Raw genomic sequence first — 22170 nt, 5'->3', positions numbered from 1 at the left:
TCAGCCGGCGGCGCGCAGTTTCGGCAGCACCTCCGCGCCGAACGTGTCGATGAAGGCGCGCTGCTCCTGCCCGACATGGTGCAGGGCGATCTGGTCGAAGCCCAGCGACAGGTACTCCTCCAGCCAGCCGACGTGCCGGCCCAGATCCGCCGACACGTTCACCACCTCGGCGACCTGCGCCATCGGCACCCGCTCGCTGACCACGTCGAAGTGCTCGGCGGTGTCCAGGTCCCAGCAGACCGGCGGCGGGAAGATGTTGCTGCGCCACTGCTCGTACGCGATCGACTCCGCCTCGGCCTGCTCGGGCGCCCAGCTCACGTGCACCTGCAGGTGCAGCGGCCCGCGCCCGCCCGCGTCCCGGTAGGCGTCGATCATCTCGCGCAGGTGCGCGGTCGGCGCGTTCACCGTGATCAGGCCGTCCGCCCACTCGGCGCACCAGCGGGCGGTGGCCACGCTGACCGCCGCCCCGATAAGCGCCGGTGGTTCCGCCGGCCGGGTCCACAGCTTCGCCCGGTCCACCCGGACCAGCCCGTCGTGGCTGACCTCCTCGCCGGCCAGCAGCGCCCGGATCACCTCCACGCACTCCCGCAGCCGGGCGGTCCGCACGTCCTTGCGCGGCCAGCCGTCGCCGGTGATGTGCTCGTTGCTCGCCTCGCCGGTGCCCAGCGCCGCCCAGAACCGCCCCGGGTACATCGCGCCGAGGGTGCCGATGGCCTGCGCGATGATCGCCGGGTGGTAGCGCTGGCCGGGCGCGTTGACCACGCCGAACGGCAGCCCGGTGGCCTGGAGCGCGGCCCCCAGCCAGGACCAGGCGAACCCGGACTGGCCCTGCCGGGTGCTCCACGGGGAGAAGTGGTCCGACGACATCGCGGCGTCGAAGCCGGCGCGTTCGGCGTGCACCACCGCCTCCAGCAGGCGGCTCGGATGGATCTGCTCGTGGGAGGCGTGGAAGCCGAACACCGTCATGGCGTCCTTCCGTACCCATGACGGTGTCCGGTTAAAGCTCGGCCGCGCCCGCCACCCGGCGGGGTGGGCGGGCGGCGGCGGGGGGTCACTCGGCGTGCGCGCCGGCCCCGACGGTGGCGGCGCCCTCCCCGACCCAGACGGTCTTGGTGTTGCAGAACTCCCGCATCCCCAGCGCCGACAGCTCCCGGCCGTAGCCGGAGTTCTTCACCCCGCCGAAGGGCAGTTCGGGGTACGAGGTGGTCATGCCGTTGACGAAGACGTTGCCGGCCTCCAGGTCGGTGGCGAACCGCTCCTGCTCGGCCGGGTCGGTGGTCCAGGCGTTCGCGCCCAGCCCGAAGGGGGTGCCGTTGGCCACCTCGATCGCCTCGTCGTACGACGACACCCGGTAGAGCCCGGCGACCGGCCCGAAGACCTCCTCGGCCCACATCCGCATCTGCGGGTTCAGGTCGGTCACCACGGTCGGCGGGTAGAACCAGCCGTCACCGGTCGGCTTCTCACCGCCGCAGAGCACCGTCGCGCCGTGCGCCACCGCGTCCTGCACCTGGGCGTGGATCTCGTCCCGGCCGCTCTCGCTGGCCAGCGGGCCGACGTCGGTGTCGGCGTCCATCGGGTCACCGACCCGCAGCGCGGCCATGTTCGCGGCGAACTTCCCGGCGAAGGCGTCGAAGACGTCGGTGTGCACGATGAACCGCTTGGCCGCGATGCACGACTGGCCGTTGTTCTGGCAGCGGGCGGTGGTGGCCACCTCGGCGGCCCGGTCCAGGTCGGCCGACGGCATCACCACGAACGGGTCGCTGCCGCCCAGCTCCAGCACGGTCTTCTTCAGCTCCCGACCGGCGATCTGGGCGATCGAGCGACCCGCGCCCTCGCTGCCGGTCAGCGTGGCGGCCCGGACCCGGGGGTCGCTGAGGATCCGGTCGACCGCGTCGGAGCCGACCAGCAGGGTGGTGAACGCGCCCTCCGGGAAGCCGGCGCGGCGGAACACGTCCTCCAGGTAGAGCGCGGTCTGCGGCACGTTGGAGGCGTGCTTGAGCAGCCCGGTGTTCCCGGCCATCAGGGCCGGTGCGGCGAACCGCATCACCTGCCAGAGCGGGAAGTTCCACGGCATCACCGCGAGCACCGCCCCGATCGGCTGGTAGCGGACGTACGCCCGCTTCGCCTTGACCGCGGCGGCGTCGGCGGGCTCGTCGGCGAGCATCCGCTCCGCGTGGGCGGCGTAGAACCGGCAGGCCGTCGCGCACTTGGTGACCTCGGCCTTCGCCGCGGCGTACGTCTTGCCCATCTCGGTGGTCATCAGCCGGGCCGTCTCGTCGCGTTCGTCGTCGAGCAGTTCGGCCACGGTGGTCATCCACTGCGCCCGCTGGGCGACGGTGGTCCGGTGCAGGTCCCGGAACGCCAGGTCGGCCCGCTCGATGGCGGCGTCGATCTGCTCGGCCGACATCGGGTCGTACGACTTGAGCAGCTGACCGGTGGCGGGGTTGGTGGTGGCTATGGGCATCTCGTACTCCTGTCACTCGAAGAGTGAGTGCCGCGCGCCCGGCTGCTCGCGGCGGCGGGCGGCGCGACGGCGCTGGATGACGATCAGGTCGACCACCGCCACGACGACGAACAGTACGCAGAGCACGCCCAGCCAGGCCAGGCCGGCCCGGAACGCCAGGGCGGCGAACACGCTCATGGTGACCAGGCCGAACAGGGCCAGCACCAGCCGGAGGTTCAACGCGCTGTAGGCGTGGCCGACCGTGCCACGGGCGCGCCGGGGCTGCGATCTCGTCATTGTCCCGGGCTACCCCCGGACGGACCCCGCTAACCGACCACGACGCCCGGATTGCCGCGCCCGACCCCATACTGCTATCAGATCCATGTTTCTACATGTTTAATCTGCCCGGAACCCGACACGAGCGGACCGCCCCACCCCACCCGGCCCGTAGAGTGACCGCGCTGTCGCTCTGCGCTGCCGGACCGGGGGAAGACGCATGCCTCGACGCTGGGTCGCCGCCGTGGCCTGCCTGTTGGCGCTCGTCGCCCTCGGCTGCGAGGAGGGCGGTGACGCCTCACCCCGGCCGACCAGGAGCGGGTCGACCCCGACCGGCCTGCCCACCACGATGGCCGCCCTCGGCGACTCGATCACCACCGGCTTCGGCTCCTGCCTGGTGCTCACCTCGTGCCAACGCAACTCCTGGTCCACCGGGGACGGCATCCGGGTGGAGAGCCACTACCGGCGGCTGCTCGACGCCGACGCGCCGATCCGCAACCGGGCCCGCAACCACGCCGTGCCGGGCGCCCGCGCCGAGGCGCTGGCCGGGCAGGCCGCCGCGGCCGTCCGGGACAGGGCCGACTACGTCACGGTGCTGATCGGCGCGAACGACGCCTGCCGGGACGACATCGACCGGATGACCAGCCCGGCCACCTTCCGCGACCAGGTCGACCAGGCGCTCCAGGTGCTCCGGGAGGGCCGCCCCAAGGCCCGGGTGCTGGTGGCCAGCGTCCCCGACCTCAACCGGCTCTGGGAGATCGGGCACACCGACTCCCGGGCGGTGCGGATCTGGAAGACCGGCATCTGCCCCGCCCTGCTGGCGAACCCCACCTCGGACGCCGCGGCCGACCGGAGCCGACGGTCCCGCTTCGCCGAGCGGATCGACGACTACAACAGCCAGCTCAAGGCGGCCTGCCGGGCGTACGGGTCGAGGTGCCGCTACGACGGCGGGGCGGTACACCGGGTGCGGTTCAGCCTGGACGAGGTCAACGGGCTGGACTGGTTCCACCCCAACGTGGCCGGGCAGAACCGGCTCGCCGACGCGACCTTCCCGGCCGCCGGCTGGCGACTCTGACGTCACCGGCCGGGCGGCACGGGCGGCGGATCAGGGGCGGCGGGGTTGGGGCAGCCCGCTGCGGTGTTCCCGGTAGAGCGCCTGGGAGCGCTCGGCGAGATCCTTGGTGGCCGACGAGTTGGCCCAGGTGCCCAGGATGATCGCGGCCCCCGGCACGACCTTGGCGAAGACCCGCTTCGCCGCCCGCACCCCGGCCATCCGGGCCAGCCGGACCCCCAGTTGCAGCATCACCCGCCCGAGCGGGTTCTGCGCCGCGTGGCCGAACAGCGCGCCGGCCCGCTCCCGACCGGCGGCGACGCCCAGGGCCAGCCGGGCCGTCTCGGCCACCTTGTGCACCTTCTGCAGGACGAGCAGGTCGGTGGCCCGGTCCGGGTGCTGCGGGTCCGCGCCGTACGCGGCAGCGACGTGCAGCACCAGCCGGGCCTGGGTCCAGGCGAGCACACCGACGTCGATGACCGCGCCCGGCAGCCCGGCGGCGCCGGAGACCGCGCCGGAGAGCCGGGCCCGGTTGACGAAGCGCCGGATCGCCTGGTCGGCCAGCTGGTCGGCGGTGGCGTCCGGGCGTTCCGCCCGAGCCCTGGCGACCCACTGGGCCGCCTCCGGGCCGAGCCGGCGGACCGCCTCCAGGGCCAGGTGCTCCGGGGCGTACTGCGGGTCGTCCCGCATCCGGTCCCAGAGCCGGGCCGGCGGCGCTTCGGGGGCGTCTCCCGGATCGCCGGCCGGCGCACCCGGTACCGCCGGGACCGGCGCCGACCCTGACGGGACCGGCACCGGCGGGACCGCGGCCGTGGGAACCGGAGCGGGCGGGACCGCGGCTGTGGCGACCGGCGCCGGCGGGACCGTGTCTGTCGACGCCGGGGCGGCCGGCGTCACTGCGACGGCCGGGCGGTCGGCCGTGGCCGGCGGCAGGGGGGCGGTCGGTTCGTCGTCGACGGGCACGGCATCGGTCACAGAGGCTCCCGGGAGTGTGTGCGGTCAGGGACGGTCAGCGGCGACGGCCCGACAGCTTGCTGGCCGCCTGCTTGAGCCGAGCCTGGTTCTCCGGCTTGGCCAGCTCGCGCCTGCCCCGGTCGACCAGTTGCTGCCCCTTGGGCGAGCGCAGGAAGGCGCTGATCCGCTGCATCAGTGCTGACATGTCGTCCTCCGATCGGGTGTCCTGGGTCATGTGTACCCGATCCGAGCAATCGCCAACCGTCCACTGTGTCCGGTGAGGGTAACCGCCGGGCCGGTCCGGCGCGAACCGGACCGGCCCGCCCGTTCGAGCACGGACGGGCCGGTTCCGGCTGGTTCCGGGCGGCTCCGCGAGCTTCCGCGCGGGTCCGCGCAGAACAGGCGGGCGCATCGGACCAGGGACGTCAGACCAGGACGGCGGCGACCACCTCGGTCGCCCGCCACTCGTGCTGCGCGTAGAGGTCCGGGTAGGCGGAGATCTGCACGGCCTGGGCGGCGACGGTGAGCGGCAGGTCCTCCCAGCCGGGGATCGCCAGCAGCGCGGTGAGGAACGCCCGGGTGGCGAACGCCGGGTCCATCAGCTGGCCCACCTCGCCCCAACCGCTGCTGGGCCGCTGCTGGAACAGCCCGACCGAGTCGTGGTCCCAGCCGATCGCCTCGTGCGGGTAGTTCTGCGACTCGGGCAGCACGCCGCTGGCGTAGTTGTAGAGGTTGCTCTCCTGCATGGCGGTGGCCACCGCGATGACCAGCGCCCGGCGGGGCACGCCCATCGCCCGACCGGCCTTGACGATCTTCTGGGCGTTGTTCATCTGCGCCCGGTCGAGACCGGCCACCGGGACGATCCGCTTCGGGGTCGGCTTGGGCTTCGGTCGGGGCCGGGTGGTCCTGGTCGCGGTGGGCGTCGGGGCGGCGGTGCTCGGGGCGGCGGTGCTCGGGCTGGCGGCGGTGGTGGCGGGCACGGTGGGGGCGGGGGTCCGCGCCTCGCCACGGGAGGCGGCCTGCCGACCGCGCTCGGCGAGCGCGGCCTCGGTGCCGGCCCGGTCCTCGGCCCGCTCGTCCGGCAGGGCGGCCACGCCGGTCACGGCGACCGCGCCCAGGCAGCACAGCACGCCGGCGGCGATGGCCACCCGGGTGCCGGCCGGTCGCCGGCGCAGGGGGTTAAGGAGCCCGCCGAGGCGGGTACGGGGAGAACGGGGTTCACGGAGAACGCCGACCTGAACGGACGAGGGGGTGTCGTCCGAACGGCCAGTCATGCCCACGGGGGCGCTCTGGTCGTCGATGGTGTCGTCGTCACGCATCCGCCGAGGCTAGGCGGGCACTTCCCCGGTGACCCACCGTCACGGAGTGGGCCTCGCCACAATCACCGGTCTCCGGCCGGGACGCGGACCCTGGACGGGTGGCCGGGCCGACAGACCTCCCGCAACGGGCATTGCGGTCAGGCTCCCCGGGCGGCGTCGCCACCGGTCGTCGGCGGGACAGACCACCGCGGTCCCCACCATGATCCACCATGTCCGCCTTTTGGCCGACAGGACGGAACCGTCCGGCCCAGCCACCCCGATCCACTCGACGAATTGGCGGCTTCCTCCGGGTTTGATAGCCGGATCGGTCACGTTGCGCCCAGTGATGGAATGGACAGCAGCAGCGGGTACGTTCCCCGAACCGGGTGCCGTCCGTGCGAGCCACCCGTACGCGCGTTTCCTCAGGAGGTCCGACCGGTGCTCGACCCACACGAGCTGTACCAGCTCACCGACGATCTGCCCGACCTCGGTCAGCCGGTGCTGATCCAGGCGCTCACCGGCTTCGTCGACGCCGGCAACGCCAGTCGACTGGCCCGCGAGCAGCTCCTCACCTCGCTGGACGCCCGCACCATCGCCACCTTCGACGTCGACCAGCTCTTCGACTACCGGTCCCGGCGACCGGTGATGACCTTCGTCGAGGACCACTGGGAGGAGTACGACGCCCCCGAGTTGGCGCTACACCTGCTCCAGGACGACGACGAGACGCCGTTCCTCCTGCTCACCGGCCCGGAACCCGACCTGCAGTGGGAGCGTTTCGTGGCGGCGGTCGGCGCGGTGGCCGCCCGGCTCGACGTCCGGCTCACCGTGGGGCTCAACTCGATCCCGATGGCCGTCCCGCACACCCGGCCCACCGGGGTCACCGCCCACGCCACCCGGCGGGAGCTGATCGCCGGTTACGAACCGTGGTTGCAGCGGGTGCAGGTCCCCGGCAGCGTCGGGCACCTGCTCGAGTACCGGCTCGGCCAGCTCGGCCGGGACGCCCTCGGCTTCGCCGCCCACGTGCCGCACTACGTCGCCCAGACCGAGTACCCGGCGGCCGCCGAGGTGCTGCTCTCCTCGGTGTCGCGCAGCACCGGGCTGTTGCTGCCCAACGACAGCCTCCGCTCCGCCGCCGAGGTGGTCCGGGTGGAGATCGACCGGCAGGTCGCCCAGACCGACGAGGCCGCCGCTCTGGTCAAGGCCCTGGAGGAGCAGTACGACGCGTTCGCCCGGGGCCGGGGCGAGAAGAACCTGCTCGCCGCCGAGACCGGTCCCCTGCCCACCGCCGACGAACTGGGGGCCGAGTTGGAGCGCTACCTCGCCGAGCAGACCCGGCCCGGGGACACCCCCAACCCCTGACCACCCGTACGCCGACGGCGGCGACCCCGACCGGGGACGCCGCCGAACGTCCCCGCTGGCCGTCCCGCCGACCGGAGGGCGGGCCGACCCGCACGGCGGGCGGTGATGCGGCAGGCTGGGCACATGCGCCTGGCGACCTGGAACGTGAACTCGGTGAAGGCCCGGCTGCCCCGGCTGCTGGACTGGCTCGCCGGCACCGCCCCCGACGTGCTCTGCCTCCAGGAGACCAAGTGCCCCGACCGGGCGTTCCCGGTCGCCGAGGTCGGTGCCCTGGGCTACCAGGTGGCCAGCCACGGCGACGGCCGGTGGAACGGGGTGGCGGTCCTGTCCCGCGTCGGCCTGACCGACGTCACCGTCGGCTTCCCCGGCGAACCGGGCTTTCCGCAGCCCGAGGCCCGTGCCGTCGCCGCCACCTGCGCCGGGGTCCGGGTCTGGTCGGTGTACGTCCCGAACGGCCGGGCGGTCGACGACCCGCACTACGCGTACAAGCTGGCCTGGTTCGCCGCCCTCCGGGACGCCCTGGAGCCGGAGGTGGCCGCCGGCGGGCCGGTCGCCGTCTGCGGGGACTTCAACGTCGCCCCGACCGACGCCGACGTCTGGGATCCGGCGCTCTTCGCCACCTCCACCCACGTCACCCCCGCCGAGCGGGCCGCCCTGGCCGCCCTGCGCGACCTCGGGCTCAGCGACGTGGTGCCCACCCCGATGAAGGGGCCGCACCCGTACACCTACTGGGACTACCGGGCCGGCATGTTCCACCAGAACAAGGGCATGCGGATCGACCTGGTGTACGCCTCCGCGCCGCTGGCCGCGGCGGTCCGTTCCGCGTACGTCGACCGGGAGGCCCGCAAGGGCAAGGGGCCCTCCGACCACGCCCCGATCGTGGTCGACACCGACCCACCGGAGGTCGCACCGGCCTGACCCGCCAAGCACCAGCGCCTGCACCTGCGATCCCGGGTGCTCCTGCCTAGCGGCGGCGGGCGGCCCTGGCGAGGTCGACGAAGCCGCGCCACGCGCCCGGCGTGAAGGCCAGCGTCCCGCCGTCGCGGTCCTTCGTGTCCCGCACCAGGACGACACCGGGCAGGTTGTCCGCCACCTCGACGCAGTTGCCGCCATTGTTGCCGCTCCGGGTGCTCTTGCGCCACCGCGCACCGGTCACGTCCATGACGTCGCCACCTTCCGAATGAGATCCAGGGACTGCGCCCGGGGCAGGGCCTCCCCCACTATGCGCGCCCACCGCTGTTCCAAGGTAGCGATATCCTGACGCTGGTCGATGATCTGCGCCCGCACCTGACCGTCCACGTGCGTCACCCGCGTCCCGTCGTCGAGGTCGGCCACGATGAACGGCCCACCGAGACCGGCGTACATCCCGGTGTCCGCCGGGACGACGTGCACCTGCACGGTCGGCAGTTCGGCGCACTCGGCCAGGTGGGCGCACTGCTCGCGCATCAGCTCGGGCCGCCCCCGCACCGGCCGGCGGAGCACCGCCTCGTCGATGACCAGTAGGAAACCCGTCACTCTTGCCCGTCAGTGCCGGCGTGCTGCACTGCCGCCGCGTCGGCCCACAGTGCGTCGAAGTGCGCGAGGTACCTGCTGAACGGCCCGCCACTCTCCCGTTGGCGAAAGTGAAGCGTGACGGAGTCCTGTCCCAGCCCCGCACCGATGTGGGTCGCGACGATCGCGTCGTTGTCGAAGACCCAGACCGACATGCCGACATGCCGATCGGACAGCCGGACGGCCAGCGGCGTGGGCGACTTGGCGATCTCGGCCCGTGTCATGGCGATCCGTGTCGCGAGGTCGAGCGGTGTCGCCTCGATCCGGTCCCGGCCGGCGGTAACCGGGCTCGTCGGATCACCCAGCAGAAACCGGACGTCCGCGCCGGCCTGGGCCTTCGCACCGATGATCTCGGCAGCATCCGGCACTTCCAACCAGACGAAATAGCTCGTATAGCCGCCGAACCAGAGGCGGGAGCGCGCTCCTCCGATCAACTCCCGGAACAGCGACCGGGGCAGGTCGGAACGGCGCGCGTAAACGCCCACCAACTCACGATCTGCTCCCAACTTCACCGCACGACGCACAGCTTCAGGCCACAGCACGCCCACATCCTTACCCAGGACACCGGCCGCACGCACACGTGTGCGTGGATGCGGCAGCCTGCCCCGGCTGACCCAGCGTTCGACGGTCTTCGCATCGACATCGCACTTTTCCGCCAGTTGGCTGATGGTCAGCCCAGCAGAGGTCAACGCATCCCTCAAGGCTTCGTTTCTCGGCATGGGAGGGACCTTTCCTAGACGTCCCCAGATGATCGCATACAGACGGTGAATTCGTCCTACACCGAATGTGATGGTACTTGCCAGAGCGACGCCGCCGACTGGTGTGAGATGCCCGCCGGTCGCGTCTGCCGAGGGGCCACCCGGGGGGAAGGGACTGGGTGGCCCCTCCTCCAGACCCCACGGACAGAAGGGATCCGGCCGTGCCCGCACAGCAGCCGAAGCCCGCACCGAACCGACCACCTACCCCGAAGCCACCGCCACCACCGTCCGCGCGTCCGGTCGTCCCCGGGCCGATGGTTGCGCGCTACCGAGGGCCGGGCCGGATCATCGGCTCCGTGCCGGCACACCGCTGGGCGGGCGGGCGAAACCGGGGGCCACAGTGCCCGGGGTAGCGATCGCCGCCGGGGACCTGTTGCACCTGACCAGACAGGCGAGTGTGCAGTTCAGCCGGCCGATCACGGTCCGGGTGATCCGGGTGCGGACCGACTGGCACACGTACGACGGGTGGGTGTGGATCGACGCGTACCAGCTTGACGCCGCTGGCGACGCGGTCCGGCGACGAACCTTCTACCTGATGCCGGCGGGTGCCCGCCGGCTCACCCCGCAGCCGGGACCGACGGCTCCGCAGCCGGGGACGGCAGCTGCTCAGCCCGGGACCGACGGCTCCGCAGCCGGGGACGGCAGCTGCTCAGCCCGGGACGGCGGCTCCGCAGTCCCGGGCGGCGGCCCGGCGGGCGGGGCGGAACGCCGCCCGGCCGGAGCCGGCGGTGCCGCGTCGCAGGGCGGCGGCGGCCCCGCCCCGCACCACCCGGCCGGACCCGGTGCGCGAATCACCGGTGACCGGGTGACCGCCCCGCTGCCGGGCCGGCACACACCGGTACGCCCGATCTGGCTCTGCCGGGTCGACGCGAACCCGTGGCCGTGCGGCGAGGCGAAACTAGCCCTGCTCACCAGCTACGGCGGGGACCGGCCCGGCCTGCTAGCCCTGCTCGCCGGGCTGTCGGCAGAGGCGAACGCGCACCTGACCCAGCTCGACAACGGCCGCCAGGCCGACGTGACCGACCGCTTCCTGGCCTGGGCTCGCCGGCCCGCCGACTGACCCGCCCGCGCCGGCCGCCGCCACCGCCCCGCCACCTCCGCCCGCGCGACCGCCCGTGGTCACGCGTTCCCCGGTCGACGCGGCGGGGACGGCGGCGGTCGGGGCGGCGGGGCCGGCGGTTCGGCGGCCCGGGGCGGTGGCGCGGCTAGGCTGGTGGGATGGCAGTCGTGAAGATCAACGCGATCGATGTCCCGCCCGGTGCGAGTGCGGAGCTGGAGAAGCGGTTCGCCGCCCGGGCCGGCGCGGTGGAGAACTCCCCGGGCTTCCTCGGCTTCGAGCTGCTGCGCCCGGTCGCCGGGGAGAGCCGCTACTTCGTCTACACCCGGTGGGAGAGCGAGGAGGCCTACCAGGCCTGGGCGGCCGGGCCGTCCCGGGCCGCGCACGCCGGTGGCCCGGGTGGCGAGCAGCAGCGGCCGGTCGCCTCCGGCGCGTCGCTGCTGGAGTTCGAGGTCGTCCAGCAGGTGACCGGCAAGGGCTGAGCGGCGTCTCCCCCGGGCGGGCCGCCGAGCGGTCGGCCCGGGGCGGCGGCCTCCCCGAGGGCCGGGGCACGACGGGTGCGGTCGGCCCGGGGCGGGTGCGGTCGGCCCGGGGCGGGTGCGGTCGGCCCGGGGCGGGGGTCGCACCGCCGGGGCGGGTCAGGGTGAGCGGGTGGCGGCCAGCGAGGCGAAGGCGATGACGTTGTCGGCGTAGCCGGTGCGTCCGCCGACCCATTGGCCACCACAGGTGATCAACCGTAGGGCGGGTGCCCCGCTGTCGCCGTAGACCCGGTCGGCGGGCAGCGCCGACTTGTCGAAGAACTCCACCGAGTCGACCCGGAAGACCACCACCCGCCGGTCGTCCCGGGTCACCTCGATAGTGTCGCCGATCTTGAGTCGACGCAGGTCGTAGAAGACCGACGGGCCGTCCTTCGAGTCGACGTGCCCGACGATGATCGCCCGGCCCGGCTCACCCGGGGTCGGACCACGGTCGTACCAGCCGGTCTCGTGGTGCCGGTCCAGCGGCGGGACGTCGATCGACCCGTCCCGGGCCTGCCCGACCGGGGCCACCGGGGCGGCCACCTTGATCGCCGGCACGGTGAGCCGGACGGGTCGGCTGGCCGGCAGGCTGCCCGGCACAGGGCTCTGCCCGGCACCGGTCGCCGCGCGCGGCGACGGCGTGCCGGTCCGGTCCAGCGGCCCGACCGTACGGCCCAGGCCGGCACCGGTGGCGAAGACCCCGAGCAGCACCAGCAGCACGGCCAGCGGCACCGACCAGGGGCTCCGGGTCGACGCCGGGGTGCCAGCGGACGAGGCCGCCGGACCGGCGACGCGGTGCTGCGGAGCCGGCGTGCCGGGCGGCGGGAGCGGGCCACGATCCGGCGACACCGGACGCTCGGGCTGTCGGACCGGGTCGTGGTGCTGCGGATTCGGGCTGGCCGGCGGCGGGAGCGGGCCGCTGCGGGAACCCGGAGAGGCGGGCGGCGGAAGCGGGCCGCTGCGGGAACCCGGAGAGGCGGGCGGCGGGAGCATGGTCAGCTCCCGGCGACGCCACGGGGCCGGCGGGCCGCCACGATCCCGACGACGGCCCCGGCGATGGTCAGCGCCAGCCCGCCGGGCACCAGCAGGCCACCCGGCAGGCCGCCGCCGGCCGTACCGCCGAAGCCGGTGTGCGGCCCGGGGCTGGGCTTCACCTTCTTGACCACCTGGAGCGCCGTCGAGGCGGTCGCCCCGTCGGGGCATTCCAGCTTGACCCGGTAGCTGCCCGGCCGGGTCCGGTCCCGGACCATCGGGGCGGCCCTGAGCAGCCCCTGCTGCGGTTGCACCTGGACCCGGCCGAAGGCGTCCGAGACGACGGTCGCCGGGATCGAGTTGTCGTGACAGCTCGCCCGGATGCCGACCAGGTAACCCGGCTCGACGGTGCCCGGGGTCACCTCGACGAAGACCACGCCGGGCGGCGGCTGGGGCTCCCCGCCCTCGTCGTCCGGCCCGGGTTGCCCCGGCCCGGGAACCGCGGCGGCGACCGGCACGACCGCGACCGGCACGACGACGGCCGGCACGGCGGCGGGAAGCAGGGCGGCGGCCGGCACGGCGGCGGGGAGCGGGACGGCGGCCGGCACGACAGCCACCGGCGCGGCGGGAAGCGGGCCGGCTCCCAGCGGGGCGGCGGCCGAGGTCGGAGCGGCGTGCCACAGCGCGGGGACGAGGGCACCGACGGCGACCGCCAGCGCGGCGCGGTGCAGCGTGATCGACACCATTCCCCCTCCGGCGTCCCGGGCAGCGCCCGACCGACCCGGGCGTCGACCTGCCGTACGGGATGAATCGTCTCACCCTCCGACCGACGGCACATCCGATACGGCGGAACCGTCGCGTACGCTCGGGTCGCTGTGACCTCCCTCGACCCCGACCCCGCCGTCCCGGTGGCCCCGCCGGCCCCCCGGATCCGCACCTTCCACCCCCGGCGTGGCCGGATGAGCAGCCGGCAGACCGACGCGCTGGCCCGGCTCCAGCCGGCGTACGGGATCGGCATCGCCGACCTCGACGGGCCGGTCGATCCGACCCGGTTCTTCGGCCGGCGGGCACCGGTGGTGCTGGAGATCGGCTCCGGGATGGGTGACGCCACCGCGGCGATGGCCGCCGCCGACCCGGGCCGCGACTACCTGGCGGTCGAGGTACACACCCCGGGCATCGCCAACCTGCTCGACCTGGTGCAGCGCCATGGCCTGCGCAACGTCCGGGTCGCCGAGGGCGACGCGCTGGACCTGGTCCGGGCCATGCCGGAGGGCTGCCTGGACGCGGTGCACGTCTTCTTTCCCGACCCGTGGCCCAAGCTGCGGCACCACAAGCGGCGGATCATCCAGCCGGAGCACGTGGCGTTGCTGCGTTCCCGGCTGGCCGTCGGCGGCACCCTGCACTGCGCCACCGACTGGGCCGAGTACGCCGCGTCGATGCGGTCGACGCTGACCGCCGACCCTGGGCTGGACGACGTGCACGGCGGTTACGCCCCCCGCCCCGCCCACCGCCCGGTGACCAAGTTCGAGCGCCGCGCCCTGACCGCCGGTCGCCCCGTCTTCGACCTGATCCACCGCCGCCGCTGAACCCCGCCGGGCACCGGCCACCCGGCACCGCTCCGGCCACCCGGCTTCACTCCGGCCACCCGGCCTCGCTTCCGCCACCCGGCCCGGCCCCGGCCCGGCCACCCGCCGGGGTCCGGTCGGCCGGTCCGGGTGGTCGCCCGCCGGGGCCGGGCCGCCGGGGTCGGGTGGGCGTGGGCGACGGCACGGCGGCCCGGGACGGTGGCCCGGTTGGCGGGCGGGGTGGTGGTGCGGGCACGATGGGGGCGCTATGACGCTGACTGCCGCGCTGCCTCGAAGCGCCGACCCCGACACCCTCTTCGACGCGTTCGCCGGCTGGGCGTCCGGGCGTGGACTGGACCTCTACCCGCACCAGGAGGAGGCGGTCATCGAGATCGTCTCCGGTGCGAACGTGATCATGAATACGCCGACCGGTTCGGGCAAGAGCCTGGTCGCCATCGCGGCGCACTTCACCGCCCTGGCCGACGACCGGACGAGCTTCTACACCGCCCCGATCAAGGCCCTGGTGTCGGAGAAGTTCTTCGCGCTCTGCGAGGTGTTCGGCGCGGACAACGTCGGGATGCTCACCGGCGACGCCAGCGTCAACGCCGACGCCCCGATCATCTGCTGCACCGCCGAGATCCTGGCCAACCTGGCACTGCGCGAGGGCGCCCGGGCCGACGTCGGCCAGGTGGTGATGGACGAGTTCCACTTCTATGCCGAGCCGGACCGGGGCTGGGCCTGGCAGGTGCCGATCATCGAGCTGCCGCAGGCGCAGTTCGTGCTGATGTCGGCCACCCTGGGGGACACCACCCGGTTCGTCGACGACCTGACCCGGCGCACCGGCCGGTCGACCGCCGTCGTCCGGTCGGCCGAGCGGCCGGTCCCGCTGATCTTCTCGTACGCGATGACGCCGCTGCACGAGACGCTCGAAGAGCTGCTGGAGACCAAGCAGGCCCCGGTGTACGTGGTGCACTTCACCCAGGCCGCCGCGCTGGAACGCGCCCAGGCGCTGATGAGCGTCAACGTCTGCACCCGGGCCGAGAAGGACATGATCGCCGCCGCGATCGGCAACTTCCGGTTCACCTCCGGCTTCGGCAAGACGCTGTCGAGGCTGGTGCGCCACGGCATCGGCGTGCACCACGCCGGGATGCTGCCCAAGTACCGCCGGCTGGTGGAGACCCTGGCCCAGGCCGGGCTACTCAAGGTCATCTGCGGCACCGACACGCTGGGTGTGGGCATCAACGTGCCGATCCGTACGGTGCTGTTCACCGGCCTGAGCAAGTACGACGGGGTGCGTACCCGGCTGCTCAAGGCCCGCGAGTTCCACCAGATCGCCGGGCGGGCCGGGCGGGCCGGCTTCGACACCATCGGGCGGGTCGTGGTGCAGGCCCCCGAACATGTGATCGACAACGAGAAGGCCCTGGCCAAGGCCGGCGACGACCCCAAGAAGCGCCGCAAGGTGGTGAAGAAGAAGCCGCCGGAGGGCTCGGTCGGCTGGGGCGAGCCGACCTTCCAACGCCTGGTCGAGGCCGAGCCGGAGCCGCTGACCTCCAGCTTCCAGGTCAGCCACTCGATGCTGCTCAACGTGATCGGCCGGCCGGGCGACGCGTTCGCCTCGATGCGGCACCTGCTCACCGACAACCACGAGGACGCCGCCGCCCAGCGCCGGCACATCCGCCGGGCCATCGCCATCTACCGGGCGCTGCGCGCCGGTGGGGTGGTCGAGCAGCTCGCCGAGCCCGACGAGACCGGCCGCCGGGTCCGGCTCACCGTCGACCTCCAGCTCGACTTCGCGCTCAACCAGCCGCTGTCGCCGCTGGCCCTGGCCGCCATCGAACTGCTCGACGTCGAGTCCCCGTCGTACGCCCTGGACGTGTTGAGCGTGATCGAGTCGATCCTCGACGACCCGCGCCAGGTGCTCTCCGCCCAGCAGTTCAAGGCGCGCGGCGAGGCGGTCGCCGCGATGAAGGCCGACGGCATCGAGTACGAGGCCCGCATGGAGCTGCTCGACGAGGTGACCTGGCCGAAGCCGCTGGCGGAGCTGCTGCACGCCGCGTACGAGATGTACCGGCAGGGGCACCCGTGGGTCGCCGACCACCAGCTCTCCCCCAAGTCCGTGGTCCGGGACATGTACGAACGCGCGATGACCTTCGGCGAGTACGTTCAGTTCTACGGGCTGACCCGGTCCGAGGGGCTGGTGCTGCGCTACCTCGCCGACGCCTACAAGACGCTGCGGCAGACCGTGCCCGAGGACGCCAAGACCGAGGAGCTGATCGACCTCATCGAGTGGCTGGGGGAGCTGGTCCGCCAGGTCGACTCCAGCCTGATCGACGAGTGGGAGCGGTTGCGCAACCCGTCCGACGTCGCCGACGCGGCGCTGGCCCACGCGTCGTTGGAGGAGCGGGTGCCGGCGGTCACCCGCAACGCCCGCGCCTTCCGGGTGCTGGTCCGCAACGCGCTGTTCCGCCGGGTCGAGCTGGCCGCCCTGCGCCGCTGGTGGGACCTCGGCGAGCTGGACGGCGCATCGGGCTGGGACGCGGACGCCTGGGCCGAGGCGCTGGAGCCGTACTTCGAGGCGTACGACGGGATCGGGGTGGGGCCGGACGCGCGCGGCCCGGCGCTGCTCATGATCGAGCAGGGCCGGGAGAAGTGGACCGTCCGGCAGATCCTGGACGACCCGGAGGGTGACCACGACTGGGGGATCAGCGCCGAGGTCGACCTGGCCGCCTCGGACGAGGCGGGGGCCGCCGTGGTCCGGGTGACGGACGTCGGGCAGCTCTGATTTTTTTCGGAAGGGGTCGTCCGGTGCGTCCGGACGGCCCCTTTTCTGCCCTGGGCGATGTCACCCCCGTCGATTAGAATGTATGTACTAATCGAGTTCCTGACCTGGGAGGACGCTCGTGACCGCGCCCATCAATGCCCCCCTCACGCCGTACGCCACCCTCCTCGGTTTCACCCGGTACGTCGACCGCACCGGGCCCACCAAGGCCACCTTCGTCGGCGGCCTGCGCCGGCAGCGGGCCAGCCGGCACGGCTTCAACCCGCACGGCCAGTTCGTCAAGGCGCTCAAGGCCGACATCGCCTTCCACACCGGCGGCAGCCACCTGGCCGGCGTGGCCGATCTGGTCAAGCCGCGCTGGCGTCCGCTCTACCAGGCCCTGGTGCCCGGCGCGACGGCCTGGCTGGAGTCGCTCGGCGAGCCGGCCGGCATCGAGCTGGCGCAGACCCGCGACGCCCTCGCGATGCTCGGCGACCTGCCTGTCAAGATCAACCCCCACTTCGGCATCCGGTACGCCGACGGTCACGCCGAGGCCGTCCGGCTGCACTTCGACGAGACCCCGCCGAGCGAGGAGGCGGCCTTGGCCACCCTGCACCTGATGGCCCGGCACATGGACGCCGTGCTGCCGCACGCCGAGCCGGTCCTGGTCGACGTGCGGCGGGGTGTCGCGCACCGCACACCCGAGCACGTCAAGCCGGCACAGGTCGAGCAGTGGCTGGCCGGCGAGGCCGCCGCCTTCCGCGCCATCTGGTCAACCGCCGCCTGACCCGCCGGGTCGGCCCGCCCCGGATCAGTCCTCCGAGGCGGGCCGGCTGGTCGGGACCGTCGGCATCGGCCACTGGCCGGTCCGCACGATCGCCGAGGCGTCCAGCCGCTGGTCGGCCCAGGTGTCCCGCTCCGGCAGCAGGTCGGCGACCGGCAGCTTCCGCAACGCGTCCAGCGGGCCGACGATGACCCGGATGCCCGGGTGGTAGTCGAGCAGCACCTGCCGGCACCGCCCGCACGGCGGGACCACCCCGCGCCCCCGGTCGCCCACCGCGACGATCGCCTCCAGCTTGCCCACGCCCTGGGTGGCGGCGGTCCCGAGGACCACGATCTCGGCGCAGGGGCCGCCGGTGGGGTGCAGCAGGTCCACCCCGGTGAAGACCCGGCCGTCGGCGGTCCGGGCCGCCGCCGCCACGGTGTGGTTCGCGCTGCGGCAGCGCAGCTTGGCGACCGCCGTGGCGGCCTGGACCAGCGCCCGGTCGGTGTCCAGCAGCATCGTCGTCGTCATCCGGCAGCCCCCCGCGATCGCGTCGTCGGCGGTCAGCGTAGCCCGGCGACGGCCGATTTCCCGGGCAGCGCTCCGGTGGCGGTGACGGCATCTCACCCGGCCGCCGCCAGGCACCCTGACCTGCGCCGGAGCCGACGACAGCGGGCACCCTGACCTGTGCCGGAGCCGACGACGCCGGGGACGGGGACCGCGCCGCGCCCGGCCCGACGGGGTAACCCGGGGGCGGTCCGGCGGCGGGCTGCCTATCCTTGGCGACGACATGCAGAATCCAACCGCCTCCGGCCCCGCCGCACCCGCCGCCGCCGTGACCGCCCGCGAGCTGCACCGCCGCCTCACCCCGCTGATGTTCCGCGACCAGCGCCGCCTCCAGCGCCGGCTGGACGGGGCACGCAAGCTGCGTGACCCGCAGCGGCGCGACGAGGCGCTGGCCGAGATCGCCGGGGAGGTGTCCCGGGCGGAGGGCCGGCTGGCCACCCGACGGGCCGCCGTGCCGACCGTCACCTACCCGGCGCAGCTGCCGGTCAGCGAGCGGCGCGACGACATCGCCGCCGCCATCCGCGACCACCAGGTGGTGATCGTGGCCGGCGAGACCGGCTCCGGCAAGACCACCCAGCTCCCCAAGATCTGCCTGGAGCTGGGGCGGGGCATCACCGGGCTGATCGGGCACACCCAGCCCCGCCGGCTGGCCGCCCGCACGGTCGCCGACCGGATCGCCGAGGAGCTCGGCACCGAGCTGGGTGACGTGGTCGGCTACAAGGTGCGCTTCACCGACCAGGTGAGCGACCGCAGCCTGGTCAAGCTGATGACCGACGGCATCCTGCTGGCCGAGTTGCAGACCGACCGGATGCTGCGCCAGTACGACACCCTGATCATCGACGAGGCGCACGAGCGCAGCCTCAACATCGACTTCATCCTCGGCTACCTGCGCCAACTGCTCCCCCGGCGACCCGACCTCAAGGTGGTCATCACCTCGGCGACCATCGAGACCGCCCGGTTCGCCGAGCACTTCGCCGACGCCGACGGCAAGCCCGCGCCGGTCGTCGAGGTGTCCGGGCGGACGTACCCGGTCGAGGTGCGGTACCGGCCGCTGGTCGAGGTCAGCGAGGGCGACGAGGACACCGGCGACGACGAGGAGAACGTCCGCGACCAGATCCAGGCGATCGGCGACGCGGTGCAGGAGCTGGCCGCCGAGGGGCCGGGCGACATCCTGGTCTTCCTCAGCGGCGAACGGGAGATCCGGGACACCGCCGAGGCGCTGGGCAAGCTGACCCAGTCGAGCCGCGCGCTGCTGGGCACCGAGATCCTGCCGCTGTACGCCCGGCTGTCCGCCGCCGAGCAGCACCGGGTCTTCGCCGCCCACTCCGGCCGCCGGGTGGTGCTCGCCACGAACGTCGCGGAGACCTCGCTGACCGTGCCCGGCATCAAGTACGTGGTGGACCCGGGCTCGGCCCGGATCTCCCGCTACTCCAGCCGGCTCAAGGTGCAGCGGCTGCCCATCGAACCGGTCTCCCAGGCGTCGGCCAACCAGCGCAAGGGCCGCTGCGGCCGGACCTCGGACGGCATCTGCATCCGGCTCTACGACGAGCAGGACTTCGCCTCCCGACCGGAGTTCACCGACCCGGAGATCCTGCGTACCAACCTGGCCTCGGTCATCCTCCAGATGACCGCGATCGGTCTCGGTGACCTGGCCGCGTTCCCGTTCATCGACCCGCCGGACCGGCGCAACGTCACCGACGGGGTCAACCTGCTGCACGAACTGGGCGCGCTGGACCCGACCGAGACCGACCCGGCCAAGCGGCTCACCCCGCTGGGCCGGCGGCTGGCCCAACTCCCGGTCGACCCCCGGCTGGCCCGGATGGTGATCGAGGGCGAACGCAACGGCTGCGCCACCGAGGTGCTGGTGATCGCCGCCGCGCTGTCGATCCAGGATCCCCGGGAACGGCCGGCGGAGAAGCAGGCCCAGGCCGACCAGGCGCACGCCCGGTTCACCGACCGGGAGTCCGACTTCGTGTCGCTGCTCAACCTGTGGCGCTACCTGCGCGAGCAGCAGCGGGAGCTGTCGTCCAGCGCGTTCCGCCGGATGTGCCGGGCGGAGTACCTCAACTACCTGCGGGTCCGTGAGTGGCAGGACATCGTGGCCCAGTTGCGCCAGGTGCTGCGTACCCCGGAACAGGGTGACGGGCGGCGGGGCCGGCGCGGCGCGACGCAGGCCCCGGCCGACGGGGGCCGGCGCGGTCCGGCCGCCGACCTGCCGGAGGAGATCGACACCCCGAAGGTGCACCAGTCGCTGCTGCCCGGCCTGCTGTCGCACATCGGGCTCAAGGACGCCCAGAAGCACGAGTACCTGGGCGCCCGGGGGGCGAAGTTCGCGGTCTTCCCCGGCTCGGCGCTGTTCAGGAAGCCGCCGCGCTGGGTGATGGCCGCCGAGCTGGTGGAGACCTCCCGGCTGTGGGGCCGGGTCGCCGGGCGGGTCGAGCCGGAGTGGGTCGAGCCGCTGGCCCAGCACCTGGTCAAGCGCAGCTACAGCGAACCGCACTGGGAGAAGAAGCAGGCCGCCGTGATGGCCTACGAGAAGGTCACCCTGTACGGCGTCCCGCTGGTCACCTCCCGCAAGGTCAACTTCGGGCGGATCGACCCGGCGCTGAGCCGGGAGCTGTTCATCCGGCACGCCCTGGTCGAGGGGGACTGGCAGACCCACCACCCGTTCTGGCGGGACAACGAGAAGCTGCGCACCGAGATCGAGGAGCTGGAGAACCGGGCCCGCCGCCGGGACATCCTGGTCGACGACGAGAGCATCTTCGCCTTCTACGACCAGCGCATCCCCGCCGACGTGGTCTCCGGGCGGCACTTCGACGCCTGGTGGAAGAAGGCCCGGCACGAGCGGCCCGACCTGCTGACCCTCACCCGGGACGTGCTGGTCAACGCCGGGCGCGGCGGGGTCGACGAGGCCGACTTCCCGGACGAGTGGCGGGCCGACGGGGTGACCCTGCCGCTGACGTACACCTTCGACCCGACCGCGCCCACCGACGGCGTGACGGTCGACATCCCGCTGCCACTGCTCAACCAGGTGCCGGCGGAGAGCTTCGACTGGCAGGTACCGGGGCTGCGCGAGGAGCTGGTGATCGCGCTGATCCGGTCGCTGCCCAAGCCGGTCCGGCGCAACTTCGTCCCGGTACCGGATTTCGCCCGCGCCGCGCTGGCCGCGATCACCCCCGGCGAGGAGCCGCTGCTCGACGCGCTGACCCGGCAACTGCGCCGGATGACCGGGGTGACCGTCCCCCGGGAGGCGTGGGAGCCGGCGAAGCTGCCCGCGCACCTGCGGGTGACCTTCCGGGTGATCGGTGACGCGGACAAACCGGTCGCCGAGGGCAAGGACCTGCCGGCCCTGCAACGCCAGCTCCGCCAGGAGGTACGCCAGGTGGTGGCCGCCGCCGCGCCCGAGGTGGCCCGGACCGGGCTGACCGGATGGACCATCGGCACCCTGCCCCGCACCATCGAGCAGGTGCGGGCCGGCTACGCGGTGACCGCCTACCCGGCGCTGGTGGACGAGGGCGCCACGGTCGGGGTGAAGGTCTTCGACTCCGAGGCCGAGCAGGCCGCCGCGCACTGGGCGGGCACCCGGCGACTGCTCCGGTTGACCGTGCCGTCACCGGCGCAGTTCCTCCAGGGCCGGTTGAGCAACGAGGCGAAGCTGGCACTGAGCCGCAATCCGCACGGCGGGGTGCAGCAGCTCATCGCCGACGCCGCCGGGGCCGCCATCGACAAGCTGGTCGCCGACGCGGGTGGGCCGGCCTGGGACGCCGACGGCTTCGCCGCGCTGCGCGACCGGGTCCGCGCCGACCTGGTCGACACGGTGGTCGAGGTGATGGGCCGGGTCCGTCAGGTGCTCGCCGCGGCGTACGCGGTGGAGCAGCGGCTCGGCGCGACCCGCAACCTGGCGGTGGTGGCCGCCCTGGCCGACCTGCGCCAGCAGCTCACCGGCCTGGTGCACGACGGGTTCGTCACCGAGACCGGCTACGCCCGCCTGCCCGACCTGCTGCGCTACCTGACCGCGATGGAGCGCCGCCTCGACCGGCTGACCGCCAACCCGCAGCGGGACAAACAGCAGCAGGACCGGATCGCCACGGTGCAGCAGGAGTACCGGGACATGGTGGCCGCGCTGCCCCCGGCGCGCCGCGCCTCGGCCCCGGTGCGGCAGATCCGCTGGATGATCGAGGAGCTGCGGGTGAACGTCTTCGCGCAGGCCCTCGGCACCCCGTATCCGGTGTCCGAGCAGCGCATCTACCGCGCGATGGACGACGCCGAGGGGCGGTAGA

At 73.6% G+C, this 22170-nt stretch carries 20 protein-coding genes and 1 pseudogene; 9 read left to right on the top strand and 12 right to left on the bottom strand.

Annotated elements, in window-relative coordinates; genetic code table 11:
• The 3 genes from O7625_RS17540 to O7625_RS17530 form a co-directional block, all read right to left on the bottom strand.
• Complete coding sequence (locus O7625_RS17540; protein ID WP_067312557.1) at positions 1 to 966, bottom strand: TIGR03885 family FMN-dependent LLM class oxidoreductase; 966 nt, start codon at positions 964 to 966, stop codon at positions 1 to 3.
• Between the two features lie 85 nt (positions 967 to 1051).
• Positions 1052 to 2464: an NADP-dependent succinic semialdehyde dehydrogenase gene (locus O7625_RS17535; protein ID WP_282339977.1), complete on the bottom strand. Its 1413-nt coding sequence runs from the start codon at positions 2462 to 2464 to the stop codon at positions 1052 to 1054.
• A gap of 12 nt (positions 2465 to 2476) precedes the next feature.
• Positions 2477 to 2740 (bottom strand): DUF6343 family protein, encoded by a 264-nt coding sequence (locus O7625_RS17530; protein WP_282339976.1) that lies wholly within the window; start codon positions 2738 to 2740, stop codon positions 2477 to 2479.
• A gap of 199 nt (positions 2741 to 2939) precedes the next feature.
• On the opposite strand from O7625_RS17530, the gene O7625_RS17525 reads away from it, so the two are divergent.
• Positions 2940 to 3794 carry a GDSL-type esterase/lipase family protein gene (locus tag O7625_RS17525; RefSeq protein WP_282339974.1) on the top strand — a complete coding sequence of 285 codons (855 nt, stop codon included), beginning with the start codon at positions 2940 to 2942 and terminating at the stop codon, positions 3792 to 3794.
• Between the two features lie 30 nt (positions 3795 to 3824).
• On the opposite strand, the gene O7625_RS17520 is transcribed toward O7625_RS17525, so the two are convergent.
• The 3 genes from O7625_RS17520 to O7625_RS17510 all read right to left on the bottom strand — a co-directional run bounded on the left by O7625_RS17520 (position 3825) and on the right by O7625_RS17510 (position 6043).
• Positions 3825 to 4565: an EcsC family protein gene (locus tag O7625_RS17520; RefSeq protein WP_067312585.1), complete on the bottom strand. Its 741-nt coding sequence runs from the start codon at positions 4563 to 4565 to the stop codon at positions 3825 to 3827.
• Between the two features lie 214 nt (positions 4566 to 4779).
• Complete coding sequence (locus tag O7625_RS17515; protein ID WP_172898379.1) at positions 4780 to 4929, bottom strand: hypothetical protein; 150 nt, start codon at positions 4927 to 4929, stop codon at positions 4780 to 4782.
• Between the two features lie 220 nt (positions 4930 to 5149).
• Positions 5150 to 6043 carry a peptidase M23 gene (locus O7625_RS17510; RefSeq protein ID WP_282339970.1) on the bottom strand — a complete coding sequence of 298 codons (894 nt, stop codon included), beginning with the start codon at positions 6041 to 6043 and terminating at the stop codon, positions 5150 to 5152.
• Positions 6044 to 6460: 417 nt separating this feature from the next.
• Between O7625_RS17510 and O7625_RS17505 the strand changes: the two genes are divergently transcribed.
• Together O7625_RS17505 and O7625_RS17500 are read left to right on the top strand one after the other, a co-directional pair.
• Positions 6461 to 7381, top strand: coding sequence for a PAC2 family protein (locus O7625_RS17505; RefSeq protein WP_282339968.1), 921 nt, complete (start codon positions 6461 to 6463; stop codon positions 7379 to 7381).
• A gap of 123 nt (positions 7382 to 7504) precedes the next feature.
• On the top strand, positions 7505 to 8299 hold the full coding sequence (locus O7625_RS17500) for an exodeoxyribonuclease III (RefSeq protein ID WP_282339965.1): 795 nt from the start codon (positions 7505 to 7507) through the stop codon (positions 8297 to 8299).
• Positions 8300 to 8345: 46 nt separating this feature from the next.
• On the opposite strand, the gene O7625_RS17495 is transcribed toward O7625_RS17500, so the two are convergent.
• From O7625_RS17495 to O7625_RS17485, 3 genes are read right to left on the bottom strand one after another with little or no spacing between them, the layout of a single operon-like run.
• Positions 8346 to 8537 (bottom strand): DUF397 domain-containing protein, encoded by a 192-nt coding sequence (locus O7625_RS17495; RefSeq protein WP_282346994.1) that lies wholly within the window; start codon positions 8535 to 8537, stop codon positions 8346 to 8348.
• Entirely contained in the window at positions 8534 to 8896 is a 363-nt protein-coding gene (locus O7625_RS17490; protein WP_282339964.1) for a DUF5753 domain-containing protein, read from the bottom strand. Before O7625_RS17490 ends, O7625_RS17495 begins: the two co-directional genes overlap by 4 nt.
• The gene (locus O7625_RS17485) at positions 8893 to 9651 is read right to left on the bottom strand and encodes a helix-turn-helix transcriptional regulator (protein ID WP_282339962.1); all 759 of its coding nucleotides are present in this window, start codon (positions 9649 to 9651) and stop codon (positions 8893 to 8895) included. Before O7625_RS17485 ends, O7625_RS17490 begins: the two co-directional genes overlap by 4 nt.
• Before the next feature lie 394 nt (positions 9652 to 10045).
• On the opposite strand from O7625_RS17485, the pseudogene O7625_RS30290 reads away from it, so the two are divergent.
• Positions 10046 to 10225, top strand: a pseudogene (locus O7625_RS30290) (hypothetical protein); the annotation flags it as partial.
• Between the two features lie 683 nt (positions 10226 to 10908).
• Complete coding sequence (locus tag O7625_RS17475) at positions 10909 to 11229, top strand: antibiotic biosynthesis monooxygenase (RefSeq protein WP_282339959.1); 321 nt, start codon at positions 10909 to 10911, stop codon at positions 11227 to 11229.
• Positions 11230 to 11385: 156 nt separating this feature from the next.
• On the opposite strand, the gene O7625_RS17470 is transcribed toward O7625_RS17475, so the two are convergent.
• Positions 11386 to 11997 (bottom strand): class F sortase, encoded by a 612-nt coding sequence (locus tag O7625_RS17470; RefSeq protein WP_282339957.1) that lies wholly within the window; start codon positions 11995 to 11997, stop codon positions 11386 to 11388.
• A 263-nt stretch (positions 11998 to 12260) separates the two neighbouring features.
• On the bottom strand, positions 12261 to 12983 hold the full coding sequence (locus O7625_RS17465; RefSeq protein ID WP_282339955.1) for a hypothetical protein: 723 nt from the start codon (positions 12981 to 12983) through the stop codon (positions 12261 to 12263).
• A gap of 213 nt (positions 12984 to 13196) precedes the next feature.
• On the opposite strand from O7625_RS17465, the gene trmB reads away from it, so the two are divergent.
• The 3 genes from trmB to O7625_RS17450 all read left to right on the top strand — a co-directional run bounded on the left by trmB (position 13197) and on the right by O7625_RS17450 (position 17347).
• A complete protein-coding gene (gene trmB, locus O7625_RS17460) occupies positions 13197 to 13823 on the top strand; it encodes a tRNA (guanosine(46)-N7)-methyltransferase TrmB (RefSeq protein WP_282346992.1) in 627 nt (208 codons plus the stop codon).
• Between the two features lie 247 nt (positions 13824 to 14070).
• Complete coding sequence (locus tag O7625_RS17455) at positions 14071 to 16584, top strand: DEAD/DEAH box helicase (protein WP_282339954.1); 2514 nt, start codon at positions 14071 to 14073, stop codon at positions 16582 to 16584.
• Between the two features lie 118 nt (positions 16585 to 16702).
• The gene (locus O7625_RS17450; protein ID WP_282339953.1) at positions 16703 to 17347 is read left to right on the top strand and encodes a hypothetical protein; all 645 of its coding nucleotides are present in this window, start codon (positions 16703 to 16705) and stop codon (positions 17345 to 17347) included.
• 24 nt (positions 17348 to 17371) lie between these two features.
• Here O7625_RS17450 and O7625_RS17445 read toward each other — a convergent pair whose 3' ends face one another.
• A complete protein-coding gene (locus tag O7625_RS17445) occupies positions 17372 to 17854 on the bottom strand; it encodes a cytidine deaminase (protein WP_067314487.1) in 483 nt (160 codons plus the stop codon).
• A 259-nt stretch (positions 17855 to 18113) separates the two neighbouring features.
• On the opposite strand from O7625_RS17445, the gene hrpA reads away from it, so the two are divergent.
• The gene (gene hrpA / locus O7625_RS17440) at positions 18114 to 22169 is read left to right on the top strand and encodes an ATP-dependent RNA helicase HrpA (RefSeq protein WP_282339951.1); all 4056 of its coding nucleotides are present in this window, start codon (positions 18114 to 18116) and stop codon (positions 22167 to 22169) included.
• Position 22170 lies beyond the last annotated feature (1 nt).

It is taken from the genome of Micromonospora sp. WMMD714 (assembly GCF_029581315.1).
GTDB lineage: Bacteria > Actinomycetota > Actinomycetes > Mycobacteriales > Micromonosporaceae > Micromonospora > Micromonospora rifamycinica.
The sequence above is the reverse complement of the archived record's forward strand: the minus strand, read 5'-3'. Positions and strand labels throughout refer to the sequence as shown.

Coding starts and splice junctions, on each gene's coding strand:
- O7625_RS17455 (WP_282339954.1), top strand. CDS start 14,071: ATGACGCTGACTGCCGCGCTGCCTCGAAGCGCCGACCCCGACACCCTC.
- O7625_RS17510 (WP_282339970.1), bottom strand. CDS start 6,043: ATGCGTGACGACGACACCATCGACGACCAGAGCGCCCCCGTGGGCATG.
- O7625_RS17535 (WP_282339977.1), bottom strand. CDS start 2,464: ATGCCCATAGCCACCACCAACCCCGCCACCGGTCAGCTGCTCAAGTCG.
- O7625_RS17485 (WP_282339962.1), bottom strand. CDS start 9,651: ATGCCGAGAAACGAAGCCTTGAGGGATGCGTTGACCTCTGCTGGGCTG.
- trmB (WP_282346992.1), top strand. CDS start 13,197: ATGAGCAGCCGGCAGACCGACGCGCTGGCCCGGCTCCAGCCGGCGTAC.
- O7625_RS17500 (WP_282339965.1), top strand. CDS start 7,505: ATGCGCCTGGCGACCTGGAACGTGAACTCGGTGAAGGCCCGGCTGCCC.
- O7625_RS17515 (WP_172898379.1), bottom strand. CDS start 4,929: ATGTCAGCACTGATGCAGCGGATCAGCGCCTTCCTGCGCTCGCCCAAG.
- O7625_RS17540 (WP_067312557.1), bottom strand. CDS start 966: ATGACGGTGTTCGGCTTCCACGCCTCCCACGAGCAGATCCATCCGAGC.
- O7625_RS17475 (WP_282339959.1), top strand. CDS start 10,909: ATGGCAGTCGTGAAGATCAACGCGATCGATGTCCCGCCCGGTGCGAGT.
- O7625_RS17525 (WP_282339974.1), top strand. CDS start 2,940: ATGCCTCGACGCTGGGTCGCCGCCGTGGCCTGCCTGTTGGCGCTCGTC.
- O7625_RS17465 (WP_282339955.1), bottom strand. CDS start 12,983: ATGGTGTCGATCACGCTGCACCGCGCCGCGCTGGCGGTCGCCGTCGGT.
- O7625_RS17530 (WP_282339976.1), bottom strand. CDS start 2,740: ATGACGAGATCGCAGCCCCGGCGCGCCCGTGGCACGGTCGGCCACGCC.
- O7625_RS17445 (WP_067314487.1), bottom strand. CDS start 17,854: ATGACGACGACGATGCTGCTGGACACCGACCGGGCGCTGGTCCAGGCC.
- hrpA (WP_282339951.1), top strand. CDS start 18,114: ATGCAGAATCCAACCGCCTCCGGCCCCGCCGCACCCGCCGCCGCCGTG.